General features: G+C 41.5%; 28 protein-coding genes and 1 pseudogene. All 29 read right to left on the minus strand.

Annotated elements, in window-relative coordinates:
• Positions 1-7 precede the first annotated feature (7 nt).
• A complete protein-coding gene (locus V8Q34_RS19025) occupies positions 8-154 on the minus strand; it encodes an SHOCT domain-containing protein (protein WP_005339673.1) in 147 nt (48 codons plus the stop codon).
• Between the two features lie 360 nt (positions 155-514).
• Complete coding sequence (locus V8Q34_RS19030; RefSeq protein WP_195421495.1) at positions 515-760, minus strand: helix-turn-helix domain-containing protein; 246 nt, start codon at positions 758-760, stop codon at positions 515-517.
• Between the two features lie 3 nt (positions 761-763).
• Positions 764-1,183, minus strand: coding sequence for an RNA polymerase sigma factor (locus V8Q34_RS19035; RefSeq protein WP_195421494.1), 420 nt, complete (start codon positions 1,181-1,183; stop codon positions 764-766).
• A gap of 246 nt (positions 1,184-1,429) precedes the next feature.
• Positions 1,430-1,591 carry a hypothetical protein gene (locus tag V8Q34_RS19040; protein ID WP_335836119.1) on the minus strand — a complete coding sequence of 54 codons (162 nt, stop codon included), beginning with the start codon at positions 1,589-1,591 and terminating at the stop codon, positions 1,430-1,432.
• 33 nt (positions 1,592-1,624) lie between these two features.
• Positions 1,625-2,032, minus strand: coding sequence for a large conductance mechanosensitive channel protein MscL (gene mscL / locus V8Q34_RS19045; protein WP_335836120.1), 408 nt, complete (start codon positions 2,030-2,032; stop codon positions 1,625-1,627).
• A gap of 20 nt (positions 2,033-2,052) precedes the next feature.
• Entirely contained in the window at positions 2,053-2,742 is a 690-nt protein-coding gene (locus tag V8Q34_RS19050; RefSeq protein ID WP_335836122.1) for a hypothetical protein, read from the minus strand.
• A gap of 10 nt (positions 2,743-2,752) precedes the next feature.
• Positions 2,753-3,577, minus strand: coding sequence for a BsaA family SipW-dependent biofilm matrix protein (locus V8Q34_RS19055; protein WP_335836123.1), 825 nt, complete (start codon positions 3,575-3,577; stop codon positions 2,753-2,755).
• On the minus strand, positions 3,567-4,058 hold the full coding sequence (locus V8Q34_RS19060) for a signal peptidase I (RefSeq protein ID WP_335836154.1): 492 nt from the start codon (positions 4,056-4,058) through the stop codon (positions 3,567-3,569). The genes V8Q34_RS19055 and V8Q34_RS19060 overlap by 11 nt, the downstream gene beginning before the upstream one ends.
• Before the next feature lie 63 nt (positions 4,059-4,121).
• Positions 4,122-4,913 carry a BsaA family SipW-dependent biofilm matrix protein gene (locus V8Q34_RS19065; protein ID WP_335836124.1) on the minus strand — a complete coding sequence of 264 codons (792 nt, stop codon included), beginning with the start codon at positions 4,911-4,913 and terminating at the stop codon, positions 4,122-4,124.
• Positions 4,914-4,989: 76 nt separating this feature from the next.
• On the minus strand, positions 4,990-5,601 hold the full coding sequence (locus tag V8Q34_RS19070; protein ID WP_335836126.1) for a BsaA family SipW-dependent biofilm matrix protein: 612 nt from the start codon (positions 5,599-5,601) through the stop codon (positions 4,990-4,992).
• 11 nt (positions 5,602-5,612) lie between these two features.
• Complete coding sequence (locus V8Q34_RS19075; RefSeq protein ID WP_335836127.1) at positions 5,613-6,245, minus strand: BsaA family SipW-dependent biofilm matrix protein; 633 nt, start codon at positions 6,243-6,245, stop codon at positions 5,613-5,615.
• Positions 6,246-6,257: 12 nt separating this feature from the next.
• The gene (locus tag V8Q34_RS19080; RefSeq protein WP_335836128.1) at positions 6,258-9,236 is read right to left on the minus strand and encodes a hypothetical protein; all 2,979 of its coding nucleotides are present in this window, start codon (positions 9,234-9,236) and stop codon (positions 6,258-6,260) included.
• A gap of 183 nt (positions 9,237-9,419) precedes the next feature.
• A complete protein-coding gene (locus V8Q34_RS19085) occupies positions 9,420-10,052 on the minus strand; it encodes a recombinase family protein (protein WP_335836129.1) in 633 nt (210 codons plus the stop codon).
• A gap of 202 nt (positions 10,053-10,254) precedes the next feature.
• A complete protein-coding gene (locus V8Q34_RS19090; RefSeq protein ID WP_335836130.1) occupies positions 10,255-11,157 on the minus strand; it encodes a conjugal transfer protein in 903 nt (300 codons plus the stop codon).
• A 16-nt stretch (positions 11,158-11,173) separates the two neighbouring features.
• Positions 11,174-12,181, minus strand: a complete 1,008-nt coding sequence (locus tag V8Q34_RS19095; protein ID WP_335836131.1) for a C40 family peptidase — start codon at positions 12,179-12,181, stop codon at positions 11,174-11,176.
• A complete protein-coding gene (locus V8Q34_RS19100) occupies positions 12,178-14,328 on the minus strand; it encodes a CD3337/EF1877 family mobilome membrane protein (protein ID WP_335836133.1) in 2,151 nt (716 codons plus the stop codon). The genes V8Q34_RS19095 and V8Q34_RS19100 overlap by 4 nt, the downstream gene beginning before the upstream one ends.
• Complete coding sequence (locus V8Q34_RS19105; RefSeq protein WP_335836134.1) at positions 14,328-16,778, minus strand: ATP-binding protein; 2,451 nt, start codon at positions 16,776-16,778, stop codon at positions 14,328-14,330. Before V8Q34_RS19105 ends, V8Q34_RS19100 begins: the two co-directional genes overlap by 1 nt.
• Positions 16,756-17,154 carry a conjugal transfer protein gene (locus V8Q34_RS19110; RefSeq protein ID WP_004843362.1) on the minus strand — a complete coding sequence of 133 codons (399 nt, stop codon included), beginning with the start codon at positions 17,152-17,154 and terminating at the stop codon, positions 16,756-16,758. Before V8Q34_RS19110 ends, V8Q34_RS19105 begins: the two co-directional genes overlap by 23 nt.
• Positions 17,155-17,272: 118 nt before the next feature.
• Complete coding sequence (locus V8Q34_RS19115; protein ID WP_002323345.1) at positions 17,273-17,776, minus strand: antirestriction protein ArdA; 504 nt, start codon at positions 17,774-17,776, stop codon at positions 17,273-17,275.
• A gap of 17 nt (positions 17,777-17,793) precedes the next feature.
• Positions 17,794-18,297, minus strand: a complete 504-nt coding sequence (locus tag V8Q34_RS19120) for an antirestriction protein ArdA (protein ID WP_335836135.1) — start codon at positions 18,295-18,297, stop codon at positions 17,794-17,796.
• Positions 18,216-18,512, minus strand: a complete 297-nt coding sequence (locus V8Q34_RS19125; protein WP_335836155.1) for a conjugal transfer protein — start codon at positions 18,510-18,512, stop codon at positions 18,216-18,218. The genes V8Q34_RS19120 and V8Q34_RS19125 overlap by 82 nt, the downstream gene beginning before the upstream one ends.
• Positions 18,513-18,585: 73 nt before the next feature.
• Complete coding sequence (locus tag V8Q34_RS19130; RefSeq protein ID WP_002323342.1) at positions 18,586-18,807, minus strand: hypothetical protein; 222 nt, start codon at positions 18,805-18,807, stop codon at positions 18,586-18,588.
• Positions 18,808-18,921, minus strand: a pseudogene (locus V8Q34_RS19135) (DUF3789 domain-containing protein); the annotation flags it as partial. It abuts the gene before it with no gap.
• A 33-nt stretch (positions 18,922-18,954) separates the two neighbouring features.
• Positions 18,955-20,151 (minus strand): MobT family relaxase, encoded by a 1,197-nt coding sequence (gene mobT / locus V8Q34_RS19140; protein ID WP_335836137.1) that lies wholly within the window; start codon positions 20,149-20,151, stop codon positions 18,955-18,957.
• A gap of 183 nt (positions 20,152-20,334) precedes the next feature.
• Positions 20,335-21,729, minus strand: a complete 1,395-nt coding sequence (locus tag V8Q34_RS19145; protein ID WP_335836139.1) for an FtsK/SpoIIIE domain-containing protein — start codon at positions 21,727-21,729, stop codon at positions 20,335-20,337.
• A gap of 62 nt (positions 21,730-21,791) precedes the next feature.
• On the minus strand, positions 21,792-22,124 hold the full coding sequence (locus V8Q34_RS19150) for a hypothetical protein (protein ID WP_021369856.1): 333 nt from the start codon (positions 22,122-22,124) through the stop codon (positions 21,792-21,794).
• 81 nt (positions 22,125-22,205) lie between these two features.
• Positions 22,206-22,592, minus strand: a complete 387-nt coding sequence (locus V8Q34_RS19155; protein ID WP_335836140.1) for a YdcP family protein — start codon at positions 22,590-22,592, stop codon at positions 22,206-22,208.
• Positions 22,593-22,607: 15 nt separating this feature from the next.
• On the minus strand, positions 22,608-22,934 hold the full coding sequence (locus V8Q34_RS19160; protein WP_005339720.1) for a YdcP family protein: 327 nt from the start codon (positions 22,932-22,934) through the stop codon (positions 22,608-22,610).
• 85 nt (positions 22,935-23,019) lie between these two features.
• Positions 23,020-23,160 (minus strand): hypothetical protein, encoded by a 141-nt coding sequence (locus V8Q34_RS19165; protein WP_335836141.1) that lies wholly within the window; start codon positions 23,158-23,160, stop codon positions 23,020-23,022.
• Position 23,161 lies beyond the last annotated feature (1 nt).

Raw genomic sequence — 23,161 nt, forward strand, 5'->3', positions numbered from 1 at the left:
ATACAATTCAAGCGGTTATATCTGAAACAATTTTATAATCTTGCATAAGTTTTGATTTTACTAAAGCATATTCCTTTTCAGAAATCATTTTACGGGCAAGAAGTTGGTTCAACATGGCAATCTGCATACTATATCGTATTAGTTTTTTCTCCATATCAATTCCCCCTTGCTTGTAATTTCTAAGCAGGCAGACGGCTTTGGAAAGCTCCGTTAGTATCTCAACTATTCCCATTCTTGTGGGCAGAACCGCACCATGCGGACGTATCATTATTCTGTGAAGATAGGTCATGGCAAAACGACTTTTCCAACAGTCGCTCTCGGATCACTGCGTGGGTCGCTCGCTTTCTTTTGGAAAGGTCGTGGCGTACAGTACCCGTGGCTCGCTATCTCACAAACGTATCTGTCTGCTTTATTCAGTTGTCAAAGAGCTGTGGCGAAAGCGTGTTGCTTTCATGTGTAAGGCAGTAGCAGAGCAGGAAAGAGGGGGAGCAAGCCAAGCTCCGCTAAAAACCACTTATTCTTCGATTTCCAAAGGAATATCGAAATCTAACATCATTCTTATAAGGGCTTCTCTGATACGTCCTTTTAATTCCATATCCACGGCAATATAAACATTACCGTATTCATCATAGAGTGAACGTAAACAGCATTTTGATATGTACGGGTCATAAAGTGCCAGTATCTTTTCAATCGCTTTTTCGTCCCCGTCCGTAGCTGATGAAATCAGATAAAATGACGGTTTCTTAAAAATGTGCTTCATTTCTTATTTTTCTCCTTTTAGTATTTTTTTCATAAGTTCCAATGAGTTATACCGATTTTGAAATACTCCGCTTCTGGAAATATTCTGCAATTTAGCAATCTCGGTATCGCTCATTTCCAAGAAATAGTACATGAGTAAGTTTTCTCGGTTGCGGTCAGACAGCCTTTTCAAGGCCTCTGCCAATTCATCATCAAGAATACGAATGTCATTGCCACATACATTGAATAATGTATAATTGCTGTCGTAATCGTCATAAACGGATAATTTCTCAATCACGACTTCTGGAAGTTCACAAAAAGGAATTTCCTTGTTTTTTCTCCGTTTCAATTCTTTCTGATAATTTTTCACAATGCCTTTTACAACTTTCTTTAACTTACATTCAAATTGACATTGTATTGTTTTCTGGAAATCAGACGGCTTCATAATCTCACCCCCTTTCCAGCTATGACTTGAAAAGTGTTTATCCCTCTTTCCGCACCATATCTGTACAGCAAGGTGAGATTTGCTAAGCTGAAACTGAAAAAATGTCAGAAAGTTTTATGTATACAAAAAAGCTCGTACAAAACCATTTCTTGTACGAGCTTTCTATATTCATTTCCAGTATTTTCTTAGCCATGATTGTATTCGAACCATGCATTACTGCATTAAATATCGTTTTTTAGGTATCAACTACCTATCATCCGTTTTTTGAAAAGCATATTTTTTAAATTCTTCTATCTCTTTCCTAGAATATGCATCCATAGGAAGACTTTTCAGCAATATTCTGATATCTTCTTTATTTCTGTGCAATGGAATATCTGAAATGTAATCCAAACCAAGTGCTACCCTCATATCCTCAAAAATATCTTTCGTAGACTGTCCCTCTCATTGAACTTCCGATATACAGTGCGGACATTTTTTTGCATCAATATGTATCTCGCTCTGACAGTATGGACAAATCTTTGTTTCTTTTTTGGGTACTTCCTGATTTTTCCACCTTGCAGTGAAACGATTGATTGCTTTTATGATAATGAAAACAATCAGTGCCATAATCAGAAAGTTAATGACAGCCGTTAAGAATCTGCCGTAATATAAAACTACGTCTTTTCCCAAACTGATTGTAAGCAGGTCAAAATTCATTCCACCAAAAACACCTAACAGAGGATTGATAATATCGTCAACCAGACTCTTTACGATACTCGTAAAAGCACCGCCTATGATGATACCAACTGCCATATCCAGCACATTCCCACGGCTGATAAATTCCTTAAATTCTTTAATAAACGCTTTCAAATATTTCCCTACTTTCGATATTATTTTTCTAACTGTTTTTCAGCAGTCTCTTTCCTGTGCCGGAATACATTTACTACGCCCATCACAGTCATTGAACCTATCATAACAAATATCCATAGTCCCGTATTGGTCGTATCACCTGTCTTGGGCGGTTTGATTTCCGTAACTGGTGTATCCTTAGAATCCGCCTTTTCCTTCACCATGAACTTCCAGTCAATCTGTGTCAGAAGGTCACAGTATTCCAGCCCGATGTCTCCATCCAGTGTCAGGTCAACGGCTAACGTTGATTCCTTAGCAGGTGTATAAATTCCCAGAGGGACAATATTCTGTAAATCTTTTGTGCCTGGTTCTCCCGTGGCATTCCCTTTGTAGATTTGCTTTCCATCCTGCATGATTGTCATCTGTATCTTTTCCAGCAGTTCATCTTTTAATTCTGCCTGCTCTAAAGGGACAATCTGAAAATAAAGTTCATAAGTCTTTGAAGAACCATTTTCAATCACCAGACTGTCCTGATAAGATTCTCCCGGAACCATGTTCGTAAAACTCATGAACCAGTTTCCATTTGAACCTTTATCAGCATTCCATACCATTGTTCCATCTTGTTGTTCAAAATAAAGCTTCTTTTCCTTTGTATCGGCATGGACAGGAATGACACAGCTTAAAAGGAATATGAACAGCAACAGGCTTGTCCATATTTTTCTCTTCTTCATACCATCCCTCCTATTCCATGACTTCATACTCTGCCAGATATGCTATGACATCCTTTGCATTATCTTCATTACCGAATACTGCTTTTACTGCACCGGATGTCGCCTGTACGGTATCTGCACTGACCGTCATTGTATACCTTGCGTTTTCATAGCCGTATGTTGTATTTTTGATTTCCTGTGTCACCTTATTGTCAGAACCGTCATACCACACTTTTTCACCCTTGATTTCCGGTTCAATTGCAGGGTGCATGGTTACGGCGTCTACAAGCCGGGGAGCATCTTTATTCGGTTGAATATTACCAATATAATAGAAATGGAGGTTTCCTTCCTCATCTACCTTATCGGTCAATAAGAGCCATTTCCCTTTGGCATCCCCGATCGTATCCACGGTAGGAATTCCCAAGTCAATATCTCCCTGTTTTCCGCCGGACAGCACAACCACATCGTTGCCCCATGTCACTTGAGAGGCATAGGCTGAGCCGTTCCCGGTCTCAAAGGTCAGAGGAATAGTTTCCCCTTTCATCGGTGATATTGGATTCCCTTCACCATCATAAACATCTTCCGTGCGAATCCATTTTTGATGGATGGTGGCACGTACAAATGTCGGAATCGTTCCTTCATTTCGGATAGATACGTCCTTATTGACTTCCTGACCCGGCAGCCAATCAGAAGGTGCCGTAAATTCCTCCACAATCTTTGTATCGTATTTTGCCGTCTTAAATTCATTGCGTACCTGTAGTTCTTGTGTCCAGTAGGCAAAGACACCGCCAATAAGGAAAAGGCATAGGAAAGCGGATATAAACAGATATTTCTTATTCCATACTTTATTTTTCATGCTTCCTCCTTTGTCTCTTGTCCAGAGTATCCAGAAGATGACTGATGAGCAGTATCGTTCCCATAACGATAATTACTGCGATATTTTTTCCATAGCTTACGATATAGCCAAGATAGGGAATGGCAACGGTGCTTGTCTTCCCGATAAGGTCAGCTTCCTCCACCGGGTTGATGTCCTGCGTCTCATTATTGTCACCTTTCGTGATGAAGTTTCTGGACAGTTCATTCTTTTCTTCCACACGGTGTGTCACAAGGCTGTCTCCAGCTTTAAAAGTAATCGCATCACCAATTTTGATTTCCTCAAATGTTGACGGATGATAATATGTCAGACTTCCGACCGGATAAGACGGCTCCATACTTCCTGTAAGAACCACTACCGGACGGTTTCCAAACAGCATTGGGGATGCAACAGCAATATAGCCGATGATAACCACGATGACAAGCCATGAAAGGATATTAAAAATTCTTCGTATCAAATTCATCATCTTTCTACCAAAACAGGGAGCACCCATAACAGCACTCCCCATATGTAATCCTGTAATCTGTTATTCAGCTAAAGTCCAATTTGAACCTGTTACACTTGTTAATCCGAATGTACCGTTAACAGCTTCTTTTGAAGCCTGTACAGTCTGTGCTGTAATAGTCAATTTATAATCAGAATCTGCATATCCTTCACAACCATCTACAAGTTTAGTCACTGTTCTTGTGTGTTTTGCATCTGTTGGAACTTCACCTTCATATTTTTTCCACTGTGTAGATGCATCATCACCAATTTGATCGCTTTCTGGCTCACTATCAGCAGTTGTATAATATTTAATGACATCATATTTACCCATATCTGCATCATCAATCAGCTTTACGCTGTCAAGGAATGTACCTGTATTCTGACCTGCTTTTAAGTTCTCTAAATAGTAGTAGTATCCATCATTTTCGTTGTAGAACCATTTGTCAGCGTTTGATAAATTTTTCTTTACAACAGAGTAATCTCCATCTACCAAACCATCTGATGCATTTGTCTGAGTTGCTGAATCTTTAATTCCGGTATTTGTTACATATGCGCTATCACTGTCTTTTCTTACCCATGTTTCATCAAATTTTACGCGGACAATAACATCATAATCACCAGTATTATTCACCTGAATATCCTTGTTTACAGTTGCTCCCGGCTGCCAGTTGTCACCATCTGTCGGTTTAAAATGCTCCACCATTTCTGATTCATATTTGTTTGTATCAAATGGGTTTTCTACGGTCATTGTCTGATTGAAATATGCTAATGACCCTCCGATGACTGCAACTGCCATTAACCCTACGACTGCTTTTAATTTTTTGTTCTTCATAATTGTTTCCTCCTAAAATTGAATAATATTTTTTGAAATTGTTTTATGAATAAACTGTCATTTCTGACAGACTATTCTATTTTTTTGTCCACGAAACATTTGTTCCACTGACAACCGGATAGTAACTCCACCCCTGCAAGTCTGCATTATCCTTACTGACCGTAGCTAAAATCGCTTCACATACAACATCTACATCCATCTGTGAATTAGAGTAATCTGTCTGAATTCCATGCACGTCATTACTGATTCTATTGCTCATGGTTACTGACGTAAGTGTTTCTCCTGTCTTTTCTTCTGGTGCAAGCACCTTTTTATAGTAGTACCAGCCATCATCGCCTTTTTCCCATTTGTCCAAAAATGTATCAATATAATTAAGCTGAAACCCACTCAGAACTGCTGTATCAGTGACAGTCTCACCATTCTCAAGTTTTAGTATGGGTGTAAATTTTGCACGGATAACAACATCCATATCACCGTCATTCCCGAAATTTACAATTTTCTCTTTTTCTTCTCCCGGAACCCATTTATCATCTACGTCAAAGGTTTCATTCAGATAAACATTTGCCTCGCCTACAGAGAATGGATTTGTTACCTGCATACTACTGAAAAAGTATGCCAGAACACACGATACCGCCAATACGGCACATCCGCCGACAAGCAGGAGGTATTTCTTAGATATCTTCTTCATCTTCGCCCTCCTTACTTCCATGTCACAGTCTTGTATACATAATCTACAGTTGCAGATTTTCCAAACACGGTCTTTGATGCTTCCTCATTAACCTTATCTTTATTTAACGTTGCATCACCTGTACTTGCCTGTAACATCTCCACTTTGAAATATAGAGAGTAGTCTGCGTCTGCATAGCTTTTATATGCTTCCTGCCTATAATCCGGGAACGTCACACTGTTTAAAATTTTTTCTGTGCTTTCACCAGACTGAAGGACATATTTATAATAAAACCATCCGTCCTTTCCATCCTGCCAGTAATCAGAAAAAGACTTTGTCCAGTTCTTGACTGCAACCTCTGTACCGTTTGCCTTGTTGCTTAGAAGCACGCTGTTTCCTTCTGCATCCTCTTTCTGCCAGTTTTCCACATATGCCACTCTTAGAAACGCATCTGTAGTTCCATCATTTTTAAAGGACACTTCTTTTGTCACCGTACTATCTGGTGTACTCGGCGTATACTTTTCCGTCACCGTTGCTTTCATGCTGTCAGCCTTTAAATTATTAGTTTTCTGTATATTCTGATGCCAGATAGCTAAGGTCGTACCAGCCACGATCAATGCGGACAATCCGAGTATCATCCATAATTTTTTTTTAGTCTTCTTCATGTCTCATCCCCCTTACTTTCTGCTGAATACATTCGTAATCGAATCAAACGCATGGAAGAAAGGATTCCACGTATACTTGTTATATATAGTAACAGTAATATCATCTCCGGGACTTACTTCTACATATCCACTATTTAGAGTTCTTCCCACAGACTTTGAGTCATCTACTATAATCCCTTTAAAAGAATATTCCATTGTGATAACTTCTCGAACCTCGAGCACTGTAGGTTCTGTAATCTCAATATAACTGCTGATTTCATCGTGTTTCAACACAAAACCTGTAGAAACTGGCATCCCACTTATACTATTAATACTCAATATAAACTCATCATTGGAAAGGCTGTCGTTATAGTTGCTGATTATCTTTTTAAAACGGATTCTACCGACTTTGATTTGCCCGACCTCTATTTTAACCTCTCCTGCATGAGACTGTTCACTGACAGGGAGCTTAGATGTTGTCGTCTCTTTTACATCAGCTGGTGTAAATGTCACTTTCAAACTGTAGTCAAACGACTTATCAATGTCATCTTCTGTTGTACTGATGGTATGGGACGGCAGTGCCGGAGCTGTACGGTTTGTACTGTCTATGGTCGCTGTTGTCGGATTCCCAACCGGATTCCCATTTCCATCTACCCACTGATAAGTTAGTGTTCCTTCAATCTGTTCGTATTTGCCCAATGCATCCTCAACCGCCTTTGTAATGGACTGGTCGCTGTTGTCTTTTGCAAGTGTAGCAAGGTCAACGCTTCCGCCCGGTTCAAGGCTAATTTTTTGCCCATCGTTTACAGTGAATCTGACAGGCACATTAACTGCCGGTGTATCCGTAAATTCTTGCGTATATCTTGTACTACTAATACGCCCGGTATACGTAATCGTAGGTGTTCCTGCGTTAGTATAGACGTTGTTGCTTCCGATGAAATCACTTTTTGCCTGTACCGGAATTTCAAGATGAACTTCCTCGCCATGTCCTACAGTCTTAAAGTTATAAGACACCTTTGTTGTTCCGTCATTTTGGACAGTAACCGTTAGGTCTGCCGGGGTTGTTACCTCTCTGTTCCCAACATAAGCCTTTATACCTGACGCCTTTACGTCGAACTCTGCTGTAATCGTATCTTCCACAGTAACATCCGTTACTTTCTGCATATTTGTAGCTTTCGCCTGTACATCTGCATAAATTGATTTTAATGTTTCAAAGAACTGTCCTCTTGTAACAATATCTTTATAGTATTCCCCTGTTTCAAACGCTGGCGCATCATTCTTTCCGTTCCCCTGAGCTTCGTAATCCATCCATGATATCATGTCTCCTAGCGTATTTTTTCCATAGTCAGTTCCACTGGTGGTACGGATACCGTATTGATGCTTTAAGACACCATCTGGAACTTGTGGTAATTTCGTACTTCCGGCTTTTAAATCCTTAGCTTCACACCCACCACCTACGATGACGGAAATCATTTCTGCATCCTGATAGACAGGATTATTTTTAATATCTGTCCATCCGCCAAAATTAGAAGCGTCATTTAATTCCGCCATTGCTTTTTTTAGAGCTTGATTGCCGTAATGGATATGTTCACAATCTCCAAAACTGTCCCATCCATAAATCCCGTTCAAAAGATTATCTGTGCTGTTTGTAAAGTACGGTTCATCAAACATTGAGTATGTACCGCCGTGCTGATAGTTGGTAATTCCAATCATCAGACTTCCATCTGCATACTCTTTCGTCCAGTCAATAAAATCACGAAATCCCTGTTTCATTTCATAAAGCGACAACAATTCAGCTGTTATTTTATTACCGTTAACAAGCGACGCCCTGTCATTAGCATGAATTAAATCGAACATCTGCCAGCTTGTCTGAATCTGGAACAACAGCACTGTAGGTTTTGTCTGTTTTAAATCAGCAGTTCCTTTTAAATCAACAGTATATTCTCGTTTTGTATTGGCATCCCCAGTATCCGGTGACACCGTTTTGGCAAGGTCTTTAAACGCATTTTCATCATTTTTCACCAAAGCACCATTTACAAGCGTTCCTTCCGCTGGTACAATTTGCGAACTGGAATTACTGTGAAATGGACTCTCCCCATCTTTCGGATACTCATGCCCGGTACTTTCCAGCAGTTCATCTGCATAATCTGGTCTATCCGCCGGATTTGTCGATGATGGCTTCTTATCAGAATACTTTTCACCAGAAGGTGTAAGCAAAGCGCCACATCCACCTCTACCACTGAAATTGGGGTCATACAGGTCATACTGATATTTTTTCCAGACTTCTCTTGCATAAGTTTCATCGCTGTTTTCCAAGATGTTTTGTAACTCGTTCGCATCATGAAATGGAGCAGTATCATCTTTTGCAACACTTCCATAATATAATTTGTCCAGTCCTGAAATTCCGTTTGGCAGTATACCTGTGATTGCTGTATAACTTCTCAAAGTATTTGCGGATGGTACTTTGTCTGATTCCGATGATACTTCTTCCTCTCCGCTTTCATTTGCATAGGTATCCCACATATCCGCTTCTGATTTCTTGACGGTAAACCTTTGATTTGAAGATGCAAGAATGTTGTCCTCTCCATCTTTTAGCATAACCATATAATCAGCCTCAGTATCTGTTTCGAGTGCCGGAAGAGAGATACTATATGATTCTTCCCATTCAGAATTTCCTGTAAATTCCGAAGAATTCAGTCGTTTCTCCGAAAGTGCTTCTGTATTGAAGGAAGCAATCTCAGAATCTGATACCACAGTTTCCAGATATATCGTTTCCTTTGGGATAACATCCACGCCGGAGTACGTTACCTTTACCGTAAAATTTGCCTGTGTCTCTCCCTCGTAGGAATTATCCTCAGATGGTAAAATCTCTACATGATAGGGATTTTCACTTTTCGGCAGGTCATCTGTTGCCGTGGCATATGTACTTTCCAAAGGAATCGACGATACGATGACCGCAGTCAGCAAAAGGAACATAAGAGACTTTCGACGAAGACTTTTTATAATTTTCACATATCTGCACCCCTTTCTTGTTTTTAGACAGCCATTAAGTGGCAGTATTTACCAGTTGAAAAAAGGTAGACATTTTTTCAGTCATATGATATTCTCTAAAGCAGAGATGGTATATATGGGTTTCGCAGTATAATTACAACGATATGACAGAAAAATACTATTTTTCCAACTATGAAAAAAAGTCTACCTTTTTTCATTATTTTTTAACAAAAATTGGGTGGTTTCGTGTTCTTTCGCCCATCGTGCAAACGTATGAGGATTTGTATTCAAGCGTCTGGATGCTTCCGCTTTTGTAATTTCTCCTGAATTCCATAAATTAAATACTTTTGGAAATTGTTTCGGCGGTTTTAGTTTTGGTCTTCCCAAGTGTTTTCCCTGTGCTTTGGCTATTCTAATCCCTTCGGCTTGACGCTGTTTGATATTTTCACGTTCCATTTGCGCTACATAAGATAATATTTGTAAAACTATGTCGGATATGAACTTTCCGGTGATTTCGTTGTCCTTGTTCCGGGTATCCAGTAAAGGTAAGTCCAAAACTACAATGTCTATATGTTTATGCTTAACGAGATATCGCCACTGATCTATGATTTCGTCATAATTTCTTCCCAATCGGTCAATAGACTTTATGTAGAGACAATCACCCTCATTTAGGTTCTTTACCAGCTTCTTGTAATTAGGTCGATTAAAATCTTTTCCTGACTGTTTGTCTACGAATATATATTCATCATCAATCCCAACATCTTTTAATGCTACTATCTGCCTATCTATATTTTGGCTGATACTTGATACTCTTGCGTATCCATAATTTTTCTTCATTTGACTACACACCTCCTGAAATAAATATTATTCCATAAAGAGATGTGCATACTCTATCGGAAATTTCTGGATATCCGCTATGTAACATTTCAAATATCTAAAAAATGTTTTATATAAGATGATATTTATTTTCGCTTACTTTATGACACAAATAAAATCACGGCATATCAAATACTTCAAGCATGACCGCTATGGTTTTTCCTTATCTTATAATCTTCCAGTTGCTATCCTTATGTAGTACAAGCTCAAACTGCGATACCTGCGTTGCCTTTGTCTGATTGTCAATGAATTTCACGGCAACTTTGACTTTCACATTATCCCCGTCAGCCGTAAACACGGGATTGACTAATTCGGAATAGAGGTAGTCCCTGCCGATAGGTTCAAGCACATTGCCAGTTACATAGTAGGCAAGTTCTTTTTCTGTTGCAGTCGGGTACAACTTAAAGAATGTTTCTAAAAATGCCGTAGCGTCATTGACGGTATCAGCATCTACACTTGCGTCTGCTTCTGGTGTCTTAGGCTCATAGTCTGATTTTTCGATTGCTGGTGCAAGGGTAGGGTTCTGAACGATTACCATATCCCCGTCAGCGTCCACATGGACTTTTACCGTATAAGTTGCTTTCACATTGCTTGTCTGTTCTCCCTCTTTTATCTGCTGATCTACTTCGTAGGTAGCAGAAAAAGTGTCCGTTCCCGACTGTTCGATACTCCATACAATCACATCTGTAACTGTGGAGCTGGTCGGTATATCGGTTCTAATGGTATCAACATTCAAATCCTGCAATTCTTTTGTCAGATAACCGCTGATTGCCTGCGTCCTTGCTTCAATCACTTCTTTGCTGTTATTCCATGTGTAATAGGACTTCGCAAAGTTCTTCACGAAATTTTCTATCCCGTTGGTGTCCTGCAAGCGAAGCTCTATGATTTCTTTTTCATGGGTCGTGTGTTGGTCGATAGCTGTAAAATTCTTATACACCCCAAAACTCACGCTTGCGATAAGCACCACCCACAACGCAATCACGGTTTTCTTATGTGTGCCTACCTTGACAGTACGCACCTTTTTGTCTTTGACATTTTCTGTCTGTTTCTTATTCTTCTTAAACATATTTTTCAAGTCCTTTCTATTGTTTTACTCGTCCTGCACCGATTAAGTGCTGTTGCCAGTAACTACTGCTTAGGTCTGCATATCCTATCGGGTCGCCTGCATGGTACATCTGGTTATTTCCTACATAGATACCGACGTGGGTTACATACGAACCAGCGTTATAGGTAGAATGGAAAAACACCAAGTCCCCAGCCTTTGCCTGCGAAAGTGGAAGATGTTGGGTAGCGTCATACTGTGCTTGTGCCGTTCTCGGTAAGGAGATACCAGCTTTTCCATAGCACCATTGTGTCAGTCCCGAACAGTCAAAGGAAGTGTTGGGATTACTACCACCATAGACATACTTCCAGCCTTGATACTTCAACGCTTCATTCATTACCTTTTGTGCCAGCTCTCCCGACACCTGCGGAACAGTTAAATACTGATTGACTAATTCCACATAGAACATATTTCCATAGCTATACCGCCAGCCCCCATTCTTCGCAACAGCTATCGGATTGGTGTATGTTACTTTCTTTCCACCCGATTTTTCACGGGCGAAGCTCTCTGCAAGATTAAAAGTGTGTTTCTTTCCTTTTCCTGCCACATATCCCACATAGCCACCGCCATAGTTATAAGACTGTATCGCTACATTCAAATCGTCGATACCTTGATTTTTGCAGGAAGAAAGCAGGGACGCAAAATACTTACACCCCTGCTTGATTGAGCTTTCCGTATCTAAAGAGTTGGGCGGTAAACCAAGACTTTCCGAACTTTGCATAACATCTTCTGCCGTACCGCCACTTTCTACTTGAATGATAGCCAATAGCACATTGATATACTCTGAAATTCCGTATTCTCTGGCGTACTTTTCCACCATAGGCTGATGTTTCAAGACTTCTGCGGATAAGTTCATACCCGTAATGCCAGAAGAAAAGTTGCTGTTCTCGTCGTCGCTGTCCGCACTAATCAACACCCCAAAGAAAAGCACCAGAGAAAAGAGGATAGGAAACAGACTGCCGATAATAGCAATATGTTTCAGTTTCATTTTTTCTTCTGTCCTTTCTTCACTACAAGGTTATGGGTTTTCTCTGTGGTCTGCTGGTTCTTCTGGACGCTTTGCGTCTGCTGAACCTTTGTCCTGCGGTCTTTGGTGTCATTCTGGCGTGTTTCCTGCGATACCACTTTTTCTACATTCTGCCTATGTGCTGTCTGTGTAGGCTGGGGCACTTTTCTATCAGAAGCACCCGAAGATAACGGACGCTCTTTTACAACATTTGTCTTGACAGGCTCACTTGCTTTTGAAGTGGTCGCTGTGGCTGGTCGCTCATGGGGACGGGTAGCTCCCGTTGTCGCTGATCCGTCAGCCTTTCGCTGTGCCTGCCTTGCTTCTTGTGCCTTTTGAAGCTCCATACGCTTATCGGCGATATTCTGTCTATGCTGTTCCCGTTTTTCCATACGTCCCGACTGTCTGGACTGCTGTTCCTGCACCATGCCATGCTTGAAGTCAGACACGCTGGACTTTGCTTTTTCCTTTGCGGAATACACCGCATAAGCGGTCTGTGTCGGCACATCCTTGAGATTTTCTTTCAACGCACCAGCCTTGTCTTTGAGCTTGTTTTTCGTATCTAAGACAGCACCAGCCTTTGAACCTGCACGTTGTCCCATGCTGGAAGTAGGGTTGCCCCGATTGTCTTTAGAAGCCGTATTTTTTCTTTCTGCTCTTTTATTCACAACAGCATTTCCGACAACTGCACCAGCCACACCGCCCGAAACACCGCCGGCACTCACAGCCCTTGCCATGCGTCGCTCCATTCGTCTAGCCCTGTGTGCCATAAACAGATACGGTCTGCGGAAAATTCTTCGTCCCATGCTTTGACTGTCGCTGGCATTTAAAGAGAACATGCTCATTAAGTCGCCCAGCTTCATATAGATACCAGCGAAACATACTATCTGTAAGAAAGCTACCATGAAAAACGGATAGTCCGTGGATATGTTATAAAACATACTGGAAATGCTGAACGCCACCGTTACAATGAGCGTTATTCCTGCCCGTGTCATTATGGTATTAAATACCCTCACGATTGCCTGCTTTGCCATGCTTTCATAGCTCGGTATCATGGAAAGTAAAAAGCTGATAGGTAAAAACATTGAAAAGATAATAAAAAGTATCTGGCTAAACAACATCATGCCCGTAAGCAAAAATACAAATATCGTTATCCCTAAGTTGAAGAACAGTAGGAAGAACACCATGCCTAAACGGTTTACCACCTGCGGTATCGTCAGATTGTTGTTGTCGTTATCCTCGATTTCTGTTTTCACGACTTCCTCTCTGGTCTTTCCGTCCTCGTCCTCTGGGCTTGCCGATACAAGAGCGACCACACGGTCTGCCCCGATTTCTTCTGCGTTGCTGTTCCCGAATTGTAAGAGTAACCACGGCTGTTCCACTTGAATAGAAAATAGGCTGTCCCTTATCAAGTCCACGCTGTCCTTGCCCTCGCTGTCAGAGTTTGGGAGCATGATTTTTGTTCCCAAGTCAAGTGAAGCGGTACTGATGTCCGATGAAAACCCATTTATCTTCTTGATGTAGTCGGGAGCATAGGCAATAAACGAAGCGGACAGCACGAACACCACCACAAAGTTGATAACAGCGTGAAGTGCCTTGCTGGTTTCCCGTTTTATCAGTCCCGTATAGGCAACATAAAGTCCTACCACTAAGATAATGAGAAGCAGGAAACCAACATAGAAGCCCGTAGAAGAAAAGCCGTTCTGTGTTACGCCTGCAAGGGTCTGTATGCTCTTTCCGATACTGTCTGCCATATCGTTGATGAAGTCTAATTTATAGGCTTCCTGCACCACATAGCCCGTGGCATTGCTTAAATAAAGGCTTATCGTCCAAACAAAGTTGGTAATGCAGTAAAGCCCGTACTGCACCGATTTTCCGATACCGTCCAGCCAGTTCCACGGTAGCCACGACCAGCTATTATCCACATAAAAATCAAGCTGGTAGTTGGAAAGGGGATATTTTGAATAAAGATTTTCTGCGTTTATGGTATCGTCCACAAGCCCCGTCGCATGAGCCACCGTCCCCAGAAGTGAAAGCAGGATAAGGGAGAGTGCCACCACGAACAGAGCCATTTTGAGAAAGTGAAGTATCTTCCTTTTTGTGAACGCACCTTTTATCCTTTCTTTCATCACTCCACCCCATTTCTCGGTACTGGTGGTCTGGTATCAAAGGCGTGTAGCAGTTCTTCAAAGACGGGGTGTATCTGCACCACACCGACACGTCCGTATAAGTCCTGCAATAAGCACTGTCCGTTCTCCAAATCACGAAGCCGTTTCTGGTTGTTCTCGTCGTCCTTGTCGATACCGAAAAACTCTAAGGTCTGCTTTATCTCGCCCAAGTCGGTACTACGAAAGGCAAACTTCAAGCCGATATTGTTTTTCAGACTTTCCTTTGACACATCATAGGCAGACTGGGTAACAAAATAAACGCCTGCCTGCATAGCTCGTCCAGCACGAACCAGCTTGTTAGAGAGCGTTTCTCCTTGTGCTACATTTAAGAACGCCCATGCTTCGTCCAAATCGACAATCTTAAAAATACTTCTGTCCGAATGGATAAAATCAAGGGCAAAGGTACTAATCACAATCAGCATAGACACCGACAATAATTCAATGGTCGTGTATTCCTCAAAAGTCGTGTCCTTATCTGGCAACACAAGGTCTGCTACTTGAATGATATTGAGCTGATTATCTAAACTGATTGCATTTTCCACCGTACCGTCTGAAAACAGCAGGTGTGCAAAATCGTAGTCCGTGAAACTGTCGATATGGTCTGCGATATTTCTTGATATGGGCGTATCTTCACGGCGAAGCTCGTCTATCACATGGAGCAAGCCCCGACTGTCGCTCTGGGTAACGGAACGCACCGCTTTTCGTAACACGGGGAATTTTTCGCCGTCCCTAGAGGAAATACCCGTAAGGAATGTCAAAATGTCGATTGCCAGACTTTCAGCGTCTTTGACATTTTTCATTATCACGAATGGGTCAAGAAGTCCTGCATTGTCTTTATCGCTGGTAAGATTTACGATATTGATTTCATGGGCTATCTCTGGGAGCGTTTCTTTCCAGTTTCCTCTCTCGGCTTTTGGGTCTAAAATGACTGCTTGACCGCCAAATAGCACAGCATAATACACCAGAAGATTGTTGCAGAACGACTTCCCACCGCCAAGCGAACCGACAAAAGCAGCAGCTAAAGCGTTGGTAACTGTACCTTTTATACCTTGACTGGCAAGGGACGGTTGCAGGTACACATTTCTTCCCGTATCAACGGAATAGCCCATATAGATACCCGTGTTTTCTCCTAACTGCTGTGTCGCACCGAAGCCCAGCCCAGCTAGAAAATCTGATTTTACATACTGCACATAGTCGTTGATATATCGCTTGCTGGCAGGAAGAAATTCAGAATGAAGCCCCAGCATATCCCCAGCAGGACGCACCAGCTTTACATTGAGGTCGTCGTAAAAGTCCTTGACTTCATCACAACGGCGTTTCAGCTCGTCAAGATCGGGTGCAGACACCCGTATCACGTAGCTTAACTTATACATACTTTCTTTGCTCTGGTCTAAGTCTGTTTCCAGCTCGTCCACGCTGTCTAATGCGTCCACCACATTTGAGCTGGTTTCACTTCCTGCTTGATAGGCGTGATTGTCAAGGTCTTTCAATTCCTTTTTCTTGTTGCGGACGGTTGTTAATGCTTTTCGATTTTCTACGATTTCTACATTCATAGAAGTATCAACGGGGAATGTGAATTGCTGTTGCTGGAAATAGAAGATTTCACTTGACGGAAAATCAAGCTCCCCGACAATCGCATTGACGGTAAAGTAGGACACATAGCTTTCCTTGTCCTCATGTTCCAATCGTAAATACCGCTGGCTTTCTTCAATCACACACCTTGTCGGACGGATAAGGTCGTAGTATTTTATCAGCGTTTCTTTCTGCAAGTTCTTCTTTGGTAGCTGGTACTCATAATCTTCATAGGCGATACCGTCCCTGCCGTAAAGATGTTCCATGAGATACCCAAAATCATTGATTTCCAAGCGACGCACCTTAAAGCGACGGGAGATTTTATTTTCCAGTAACTTTTCCATTTTCATGTAACGGTTGATTTCATCATTCGGCATGGAAACAAAATCATTCATCAGCGTATGGTTCACTTCATGGAGAAATTCCGTGAACGTCAGCCACGCCGATTTTTTGATGTTCTTCAGATTGAGCTGTTCTTCCGTAACCATGAGCTTAAAGCCAAGAAAAAAGCGGTAGTCCACTTGATTGTCCCCAATCATAGATACTAACGCTTCGGTCTGTTCGTCTATCTTCTGATAGGCAACTTCCTTTAATTTTCCAGTTACCAGTTTCTTTGACTGTTCCTGCTGACTTCGGATTGAGCTTTCTGTGGCAATCTGCAACGTATGAATTTTACCCTCACGGGACTGTGCGATTAGCTGTCGAAAACTGTCATGCACGATAAATTTCTGCTCTGCGGATAGGAAAGAATAGTTGTACGGTATCAGCTCATAGTAAGCGAACACCTCATTGTCCTTGTTCCAAACAAGGTTATTGTCAATATATTTTATCGGGAACATAGTTCACACTCCTTACTGCCGTGATTGTTTCATTCAAGGTCTGCTTATGCAGTTTTACGGCTTTTCCTGCATAAGTGATTTTAGGTCGCAGGGCATAGGTTATCTGTGATTTCAAAAAGCTGTACGGCTTCTTTCCGTCAAAGGTTTTCTGCGACATAAACCAAGTGAGAGCAACGGGAATACCGAAATATTTGAGAAATGCTCCCTCAATCATGGAAAGTGGGGGAATATCCCCAAACAGAATGATGATAAATTCCGTAATCACAAACCATGTAATCTGTGTAAAGGTAACGGGAAAGGGTAAGTTAAAGTCATTGATTGCATACAAGACTTTTTCCACGTTCCAGATACCCGTATAAGATTTAATCTTTTTCAAGTTCTTTCAGCTCCTTTCGTAAGTTCTTCAAAGAGAAAAGGACAGCCATTTTCAGACTGTCCCTTAAAAGAGAAATACGCTGTCAGTAGCAACAATGCTTGTCGCTGATCTTCCAGCGTTAGTATGGTATCTCGCACATACCTCGGCTTGTTTCAATGAAGCAACCGCCCATATCCAAATCTCGCCCGTAGGCTTCATAGTCAATGTAGTTCTGTAAGCTGGGTGGAATATCGCCAAGTGCCTGCAATTCGTCTATGTAGTAGTAGGCAACGTCTGTCATGGTTTCACAGTCGGGATAATAATAAATATCGTCCTTATGTTCCACGACTTCTTCCAGCGTCCCGTAGTGGCTGATAAATTCGTCCAGACATTCTACGATATAGTCGGGAAGTTCCTCTATCATTTCATACATCTCATTGAGTTCTTCAATGGAAACATACTCGCCAATCGCAATGGGGAAGTTGTCGGTATCATGGATAGCGTATTCCTCATACTGTTCATTCAAGCCGATTTTTTCTTTTACATCTTCCTCGTCAATGGGAAACGTGAACCAAGCACCGACTAAATAGCCCTCATTGTATTTGCCAAGATTAGCAATGTAAACCGCCATATCATCAATCATAAGCACCACCTCATTTCCTACTCTGGCAGTTCAAAGATACCGTGTTCTGTTACTAAAAATTTCCCGTGTTCCTGCAAGTGAGAAGCGTAGGCTTCAAAATCAAAGTAGTATTCTTGACAGTCCTCGGATAAATGCTTGAACGTCGGGTCGTTCATCAGCTTTTGCCTTGCAACATCTATCATGCTTTTGCAGTCGGGATAAACCGTAATCACGTTCCTGCAAATATAAAGTACTTCTAAATTTTCATACACGGTAAGAAGTGCTGTATATTCTTCCTGCATATCACTTGAAAGCTGGCGGTACATAAAATCTAATTCGTTGAGCTGGTACACGCTTGTATGTTCGTGAACTTCATCAGCATAAGGCAACACCTTTTCGATAATGCGGTAATCTTGACTTTCTGCACCGATACCTAACTTTTCTTCAAACTCGGCAACATCTATCGGCAGGTCGAACCAGCATGATGTTGTTTCTTCGCCAGTTGTTCTTTTCGTTTCCACCAGCACCCTTGTTTCCTGCATTGTTCCTCACGTCCTTTCTGTTGTTTCATCACATCTCTTAAGGTCTGGTACGACATACCAAACACATACTTCGAAAAATCTTCTAACTGTCTTTTATCATAATCGGCAGGGTTCAGTCGTTTCATTTCATGCCATACCTTACGCTTGTAAGAGGGCAGGTCAGAAATGTATTCACAGCCGACTTGTACCTGCATATCCTTAAAAATATCGTTCATTTCATCACTCCAATCTGAAATTTTGGCAAGAAAAAAGCAGTCAATCATAAAGACTAACTGCTTGACATACCATTTATGCACCGATAATCTTATTGAACAGCTCTAACAGTACATCTTTCACACCACCAGCATTGAATACCAAACCGACAGCAATTAAGGCAACTACCAAGAAGCCGATAAGTTTGGAAAACTCACGCTTGAACCCCAAGTAGATACCGATAACCACGATTGCCATAAGCACTAAGCTCTGTGCGTTTGATAAAAACCATTGATACAAATTTTGTCCGAAATTCATTTAATTGTCCTCGCTTTCTTCTAATTGTTTCATTTCACAGTCAGCTTCTTTGCCGACATTCAAAATACACATCAAGACTACGCCGATACCCATTCCCATAGATACCAGCAGAAAGTCTTTTAATAATACCCACATTTTTTATCACTCCTAACTTTCTACTAAATCTTTTGCAGGGGTCGTCTGCTGTTTGATTATCATTTCATGCTTTTCTGTGAGTTTTGCCTGCTGTTCGATTGTTTCCATGTAGTCTGTACCGTTTCCCTTATCAATCTTTTTCAGCATTTTCAAGGTCGGTGCTACCTGCCGTTGTACCCACCGCAATGTGCGGTCTAAGGTGTAAGGCTCTGGCTTTGTCGTCAGTTTCAAGCTCTGTCTGTTATCGCCGATAAACCAAGCCCAGCGGTCATTGAGTTTCCAGTCATTTTTTCGCTTGTCTGGTTCTTCATCAACAAACCGTACATACTGGTTGATGATAGAAAAGGCGGTCTGCTCTGCGTCATAATAGGTCAGCAAATCCCGTACTGCATAATAAGCACGCTCATTGCGAAGCCGTATCTCGAAACGGTTGATAATGTCGGCTTCTTCCAGCGGTGTCCCTAACTTAACGTACTGCTCATAGTCCTTTTCATAGATACAAAAATACACATCTGATTTCAGCGAACCAAGATAAAGGGTACGTCCCATATATTCTCTGTCGTCCTCTCTGTGCTTGATAAGCTCGCCCGACTGGTAAAACTTATAACTTCTGGACTTTCCGATATATTCCCGTTTCCTGCATTTTTCCGCAAGCTCTGGAATATCCAAAATGCCCGTATGGTCGTTGATAGCAAGGTCGATACGCTTCATCACGCCACCGTCTATGAGTGCGTCCATGAGAAAATCATACCAGCTTCTTTGCTGTGCCAGAAGGTAACTTTCAAACTGCCTGCAACCACGCCCCTTTAACTCTAAAAGGACACCTTTTTCTTCGTCAGCCGACGTATAGATAAAGATGTCCCCTAAAGAATAATGCTCCGTATAACTGTAATGTCCGTAATCTTCATGGAGCATATAATTGATATTCAGTTTTAATATATCTTTGATGATGTGCTGTATATCCAGCGTGGGAAAACGAATTTTCACATAATCAAACAGCATGGTAAGCGGTGCTTCTGGATTGAACCTTGCCAGTTCTTTATACAGCGTTTCCAGAAGTTCCTTTGACGGCTTCATTTTTCCGCTTTCTATCTTGTTGAGATATTCTCTTGTGATACCAGAAGCCACCGCCAGCCTGCTTTGTGAGATACCGTAAGCAATCCGTTTCTCCCGTAATTCTTTTATCCATTGTTCTTCATTCAGAACCATCCCCCCAATCTGTCAAGTGTGAAGTTTTTTAAGGCGACTTCACAGCCGATTTTTGCTGGGAAACCATGCCAGAACCCTTATGTTTCCTATGTTTTTTGTCTATTGTCTATTTGCAAACGTACCCCTCTGTTAGATACCGAGGGGTTTTACCTGCTGGCGTGGCTTACGCCACACCAGCAACGGCTAGTCCGTGCCGTCGCCTTTCGCTTCGCACGTCGCCGTCCCGTCCTGCCTTGCTTGTGCAAGAGAGCCGATAGTCTGCAAAAAATCATGTCCTTTCGGTACTAAAGGCGTGTAAAATTCGCTTATCACGCTTGTCCCCACATCACAATAGCCACGCCCCTTGATACGCTTCTGGAAAAACTGCTTTTTCACATCTGAACCAAACAGCATACCGTAACCTAATTCGCTGATACGCCCAAGTCCCACACGGAAATTGAAATTATCTCTGATACCGTCTGAAAAATACTTTGCGTCTGGACGCTGGCAGGCAACGATAAGGAAATATCCTGCTTGCCGTCCCAACATAACGATTTTCTTTAACTGGCTAAGTAAGCCCACACTTTCTTTTGTCCCCAGCATTTCAAAAAACGCCACATATTCATCAAAGATAAGAAAGCAGGGTGGCAGTCCCAGATAGGCGTAGTTTTCGCCCGTCTTATAGTTCGGGTGTCGCTTCATTTCCTCACTTCGCTGTACCATTCCCTCATAAAAGGCATTGACACAATCAATCATTTCTTCTTTGGTGTGATACACATTTCCCATAACTGTCCCTAAGTCTGCAAGGTCAGCGTTCTTCGGGTCTAAGATGTAAAGGACAGCGTTGGTATGCAGTAGGGCTTCAATGAGTGTTAGCAGAAAATAGGTTTTACCGCCACCAGTCCCACCAGCAATCAGAGCGTGAGGGAGTGCGTCATATTCCCAGACAAGATTTTTCATCAGTTTAAGACAGCCGTTTTCTGCCCGTACTTCATCAATGGTAATGCGGTTCGCTATCATATCATAAAGCAGGGTATATTCGATATAGCCGTCATGCAGGGTCTTGTCGGTCAGTTCACAATACAAGCCACTTTCCAATTTATCCTCTAACCGTAAAAGCTGGTCTTGATATTTTCCTAATGTGATTTCACAACGGATATGAAGCAGTCCCTTTTCCATTTGATAATAAATCTTCGGAAACCAGACGATTTTTTCCCTTGATCTGCTTTGCAGGTCAGTAAAAAAACCGCTGTCTTGTACGGTATCGGCTTCATACCACTTGTTTTCCAGTACCATTCTTGCCAGCTTTTGACGGTGCAGGAGCTTCTTGAAACTGTCGTAACAGAAGCGGTAATACAGAAAAACGACCAATGCACAAACACCAATCGCTATCAGTATGGTTATGAAGTTGTAAGGGGAGAGCGTCAAGCCATTCTCTAACAAGCTGAAATGCTCCCAATCGGTACGCATGAGCTGTTTTATATTCAGTAGCAGGAGAACTGCTATAAACAGAAACAGAAGCGTCCCTATGGAAAAATGGTAGACAAGGTGCTTGTCGCTGGCTCTGATACGGTGTCCTTTGTTAAAAATCTTACACATAAATCATTCACTCCTTTCTAGGTATGAAAAAAGCAGTCAATCCTAAGACTAACTGCTTAATACTAAATTGCACTTATATCAATCTCAATAGATTTTCCCCATATATCTTTAGATATAATTCGCAATGTACCATTGATAAATATAAATTCACTATCCAAGTTTGTATATCTAGGTTTTAAATCTCTTGCAAATTCTTCATCTCCGATAATTTCTACAAAAGAGTAGTTAGTTTCAATCTTAGGAATAACCTTAAATATTTTACTACATACTGGATTTGCATAAGTGGAAAATAGAACTCTGGCTTCATGCATAAAAGCATTAGTATCTCTAAAATCCATATAATCTCTTAATGCAGATTGAGAAGCAGAAAATTTTTCAAATTCTTCGTTTGTCATATTATCAATCCTTTCTCAAAAGTTGTTATATTCCATATTATAACATTCAAGAATAGTTACGACAATGATAAGAAAATTTCATTATTTATTTTTCGGCTGTCCCTGCGTGCTATTATTCTGTGGATTGCCTGCGTTCTGGTTGCCTTTATTCTTCAATACAATATCCTCTGCTTTTACATACCAGTCCACATCTGCACCCGTATAGGTCTTTCTCGATACCGTATCGGCTACTGGATTGACAAGTTCCACAACTGCATTGTACGGAAATTCCCTTAACGGTACTTCTGGCGGTACAGATACGGGGATAATGCCACCATGCAGACTGCACTTCAAATCATAGATACGCTTTTTAAGCTGGGTACTCGGTGTCCCGTCCTCATTCTGTAAGAACACATCACGCACCGCTGTAAACTTTAATTCTCCAAATGTTTTCTCTTTGTCAATAACAAAACCGTTTGATAATCTCATAAATTCTTCACTCCTTTACTTTTCTTCAACTGCTACAATATCATCAGCGACTAACACATAATCGGTATGTCCCATATCCCCGATTGCGTAACCTCTGCCGTATAACTTCGGATTGACAAGTTTTACTTTCTGTTCATACTTAAACTTCTTTTCGCCAGCCTGCACGGGAATTTCCACCACAACATTTTCGCCTTTCTGTACGTCAGAATAAAGGTTATAGCTTCGTCTTGCTAAGACCCTGCGGTTATTTTTATCTCTTTCAAAGACTGGCTCGCTTTCGCCTGCAAATTCAAGAGTTCCAAAAGACTGTGCCATATCTGGCACGACATATTTCATTTCCATAGTGTTTTACCTCGTTTCTTTCTATTTTTGATAAGTTTTTTGATTGTGATTTCTTATTCTGGCGGTTGGAGAAGTACCAGCAATCTCACAGATAGTAAAGGGTAAAATCAATGCTTACGCACCCTTGACTATCCGTGTTCTTGCAGGTTGTTGGCAGACAAGCCAGAATAAGCGGAAGTCTGCCGTTTGACCGCTTCGGCGGAGAGCGTGATTTTTCTTTTCTCATA

It is taken from the genome of Blautia sp. JLR.GB0024 (assembly GCF_037000545.1).
Lineage (GTDB): Bacteria > Bacillota > Clostridia > Lachnospirales > Lachnospiraceae > Blautia > Blautia celeris.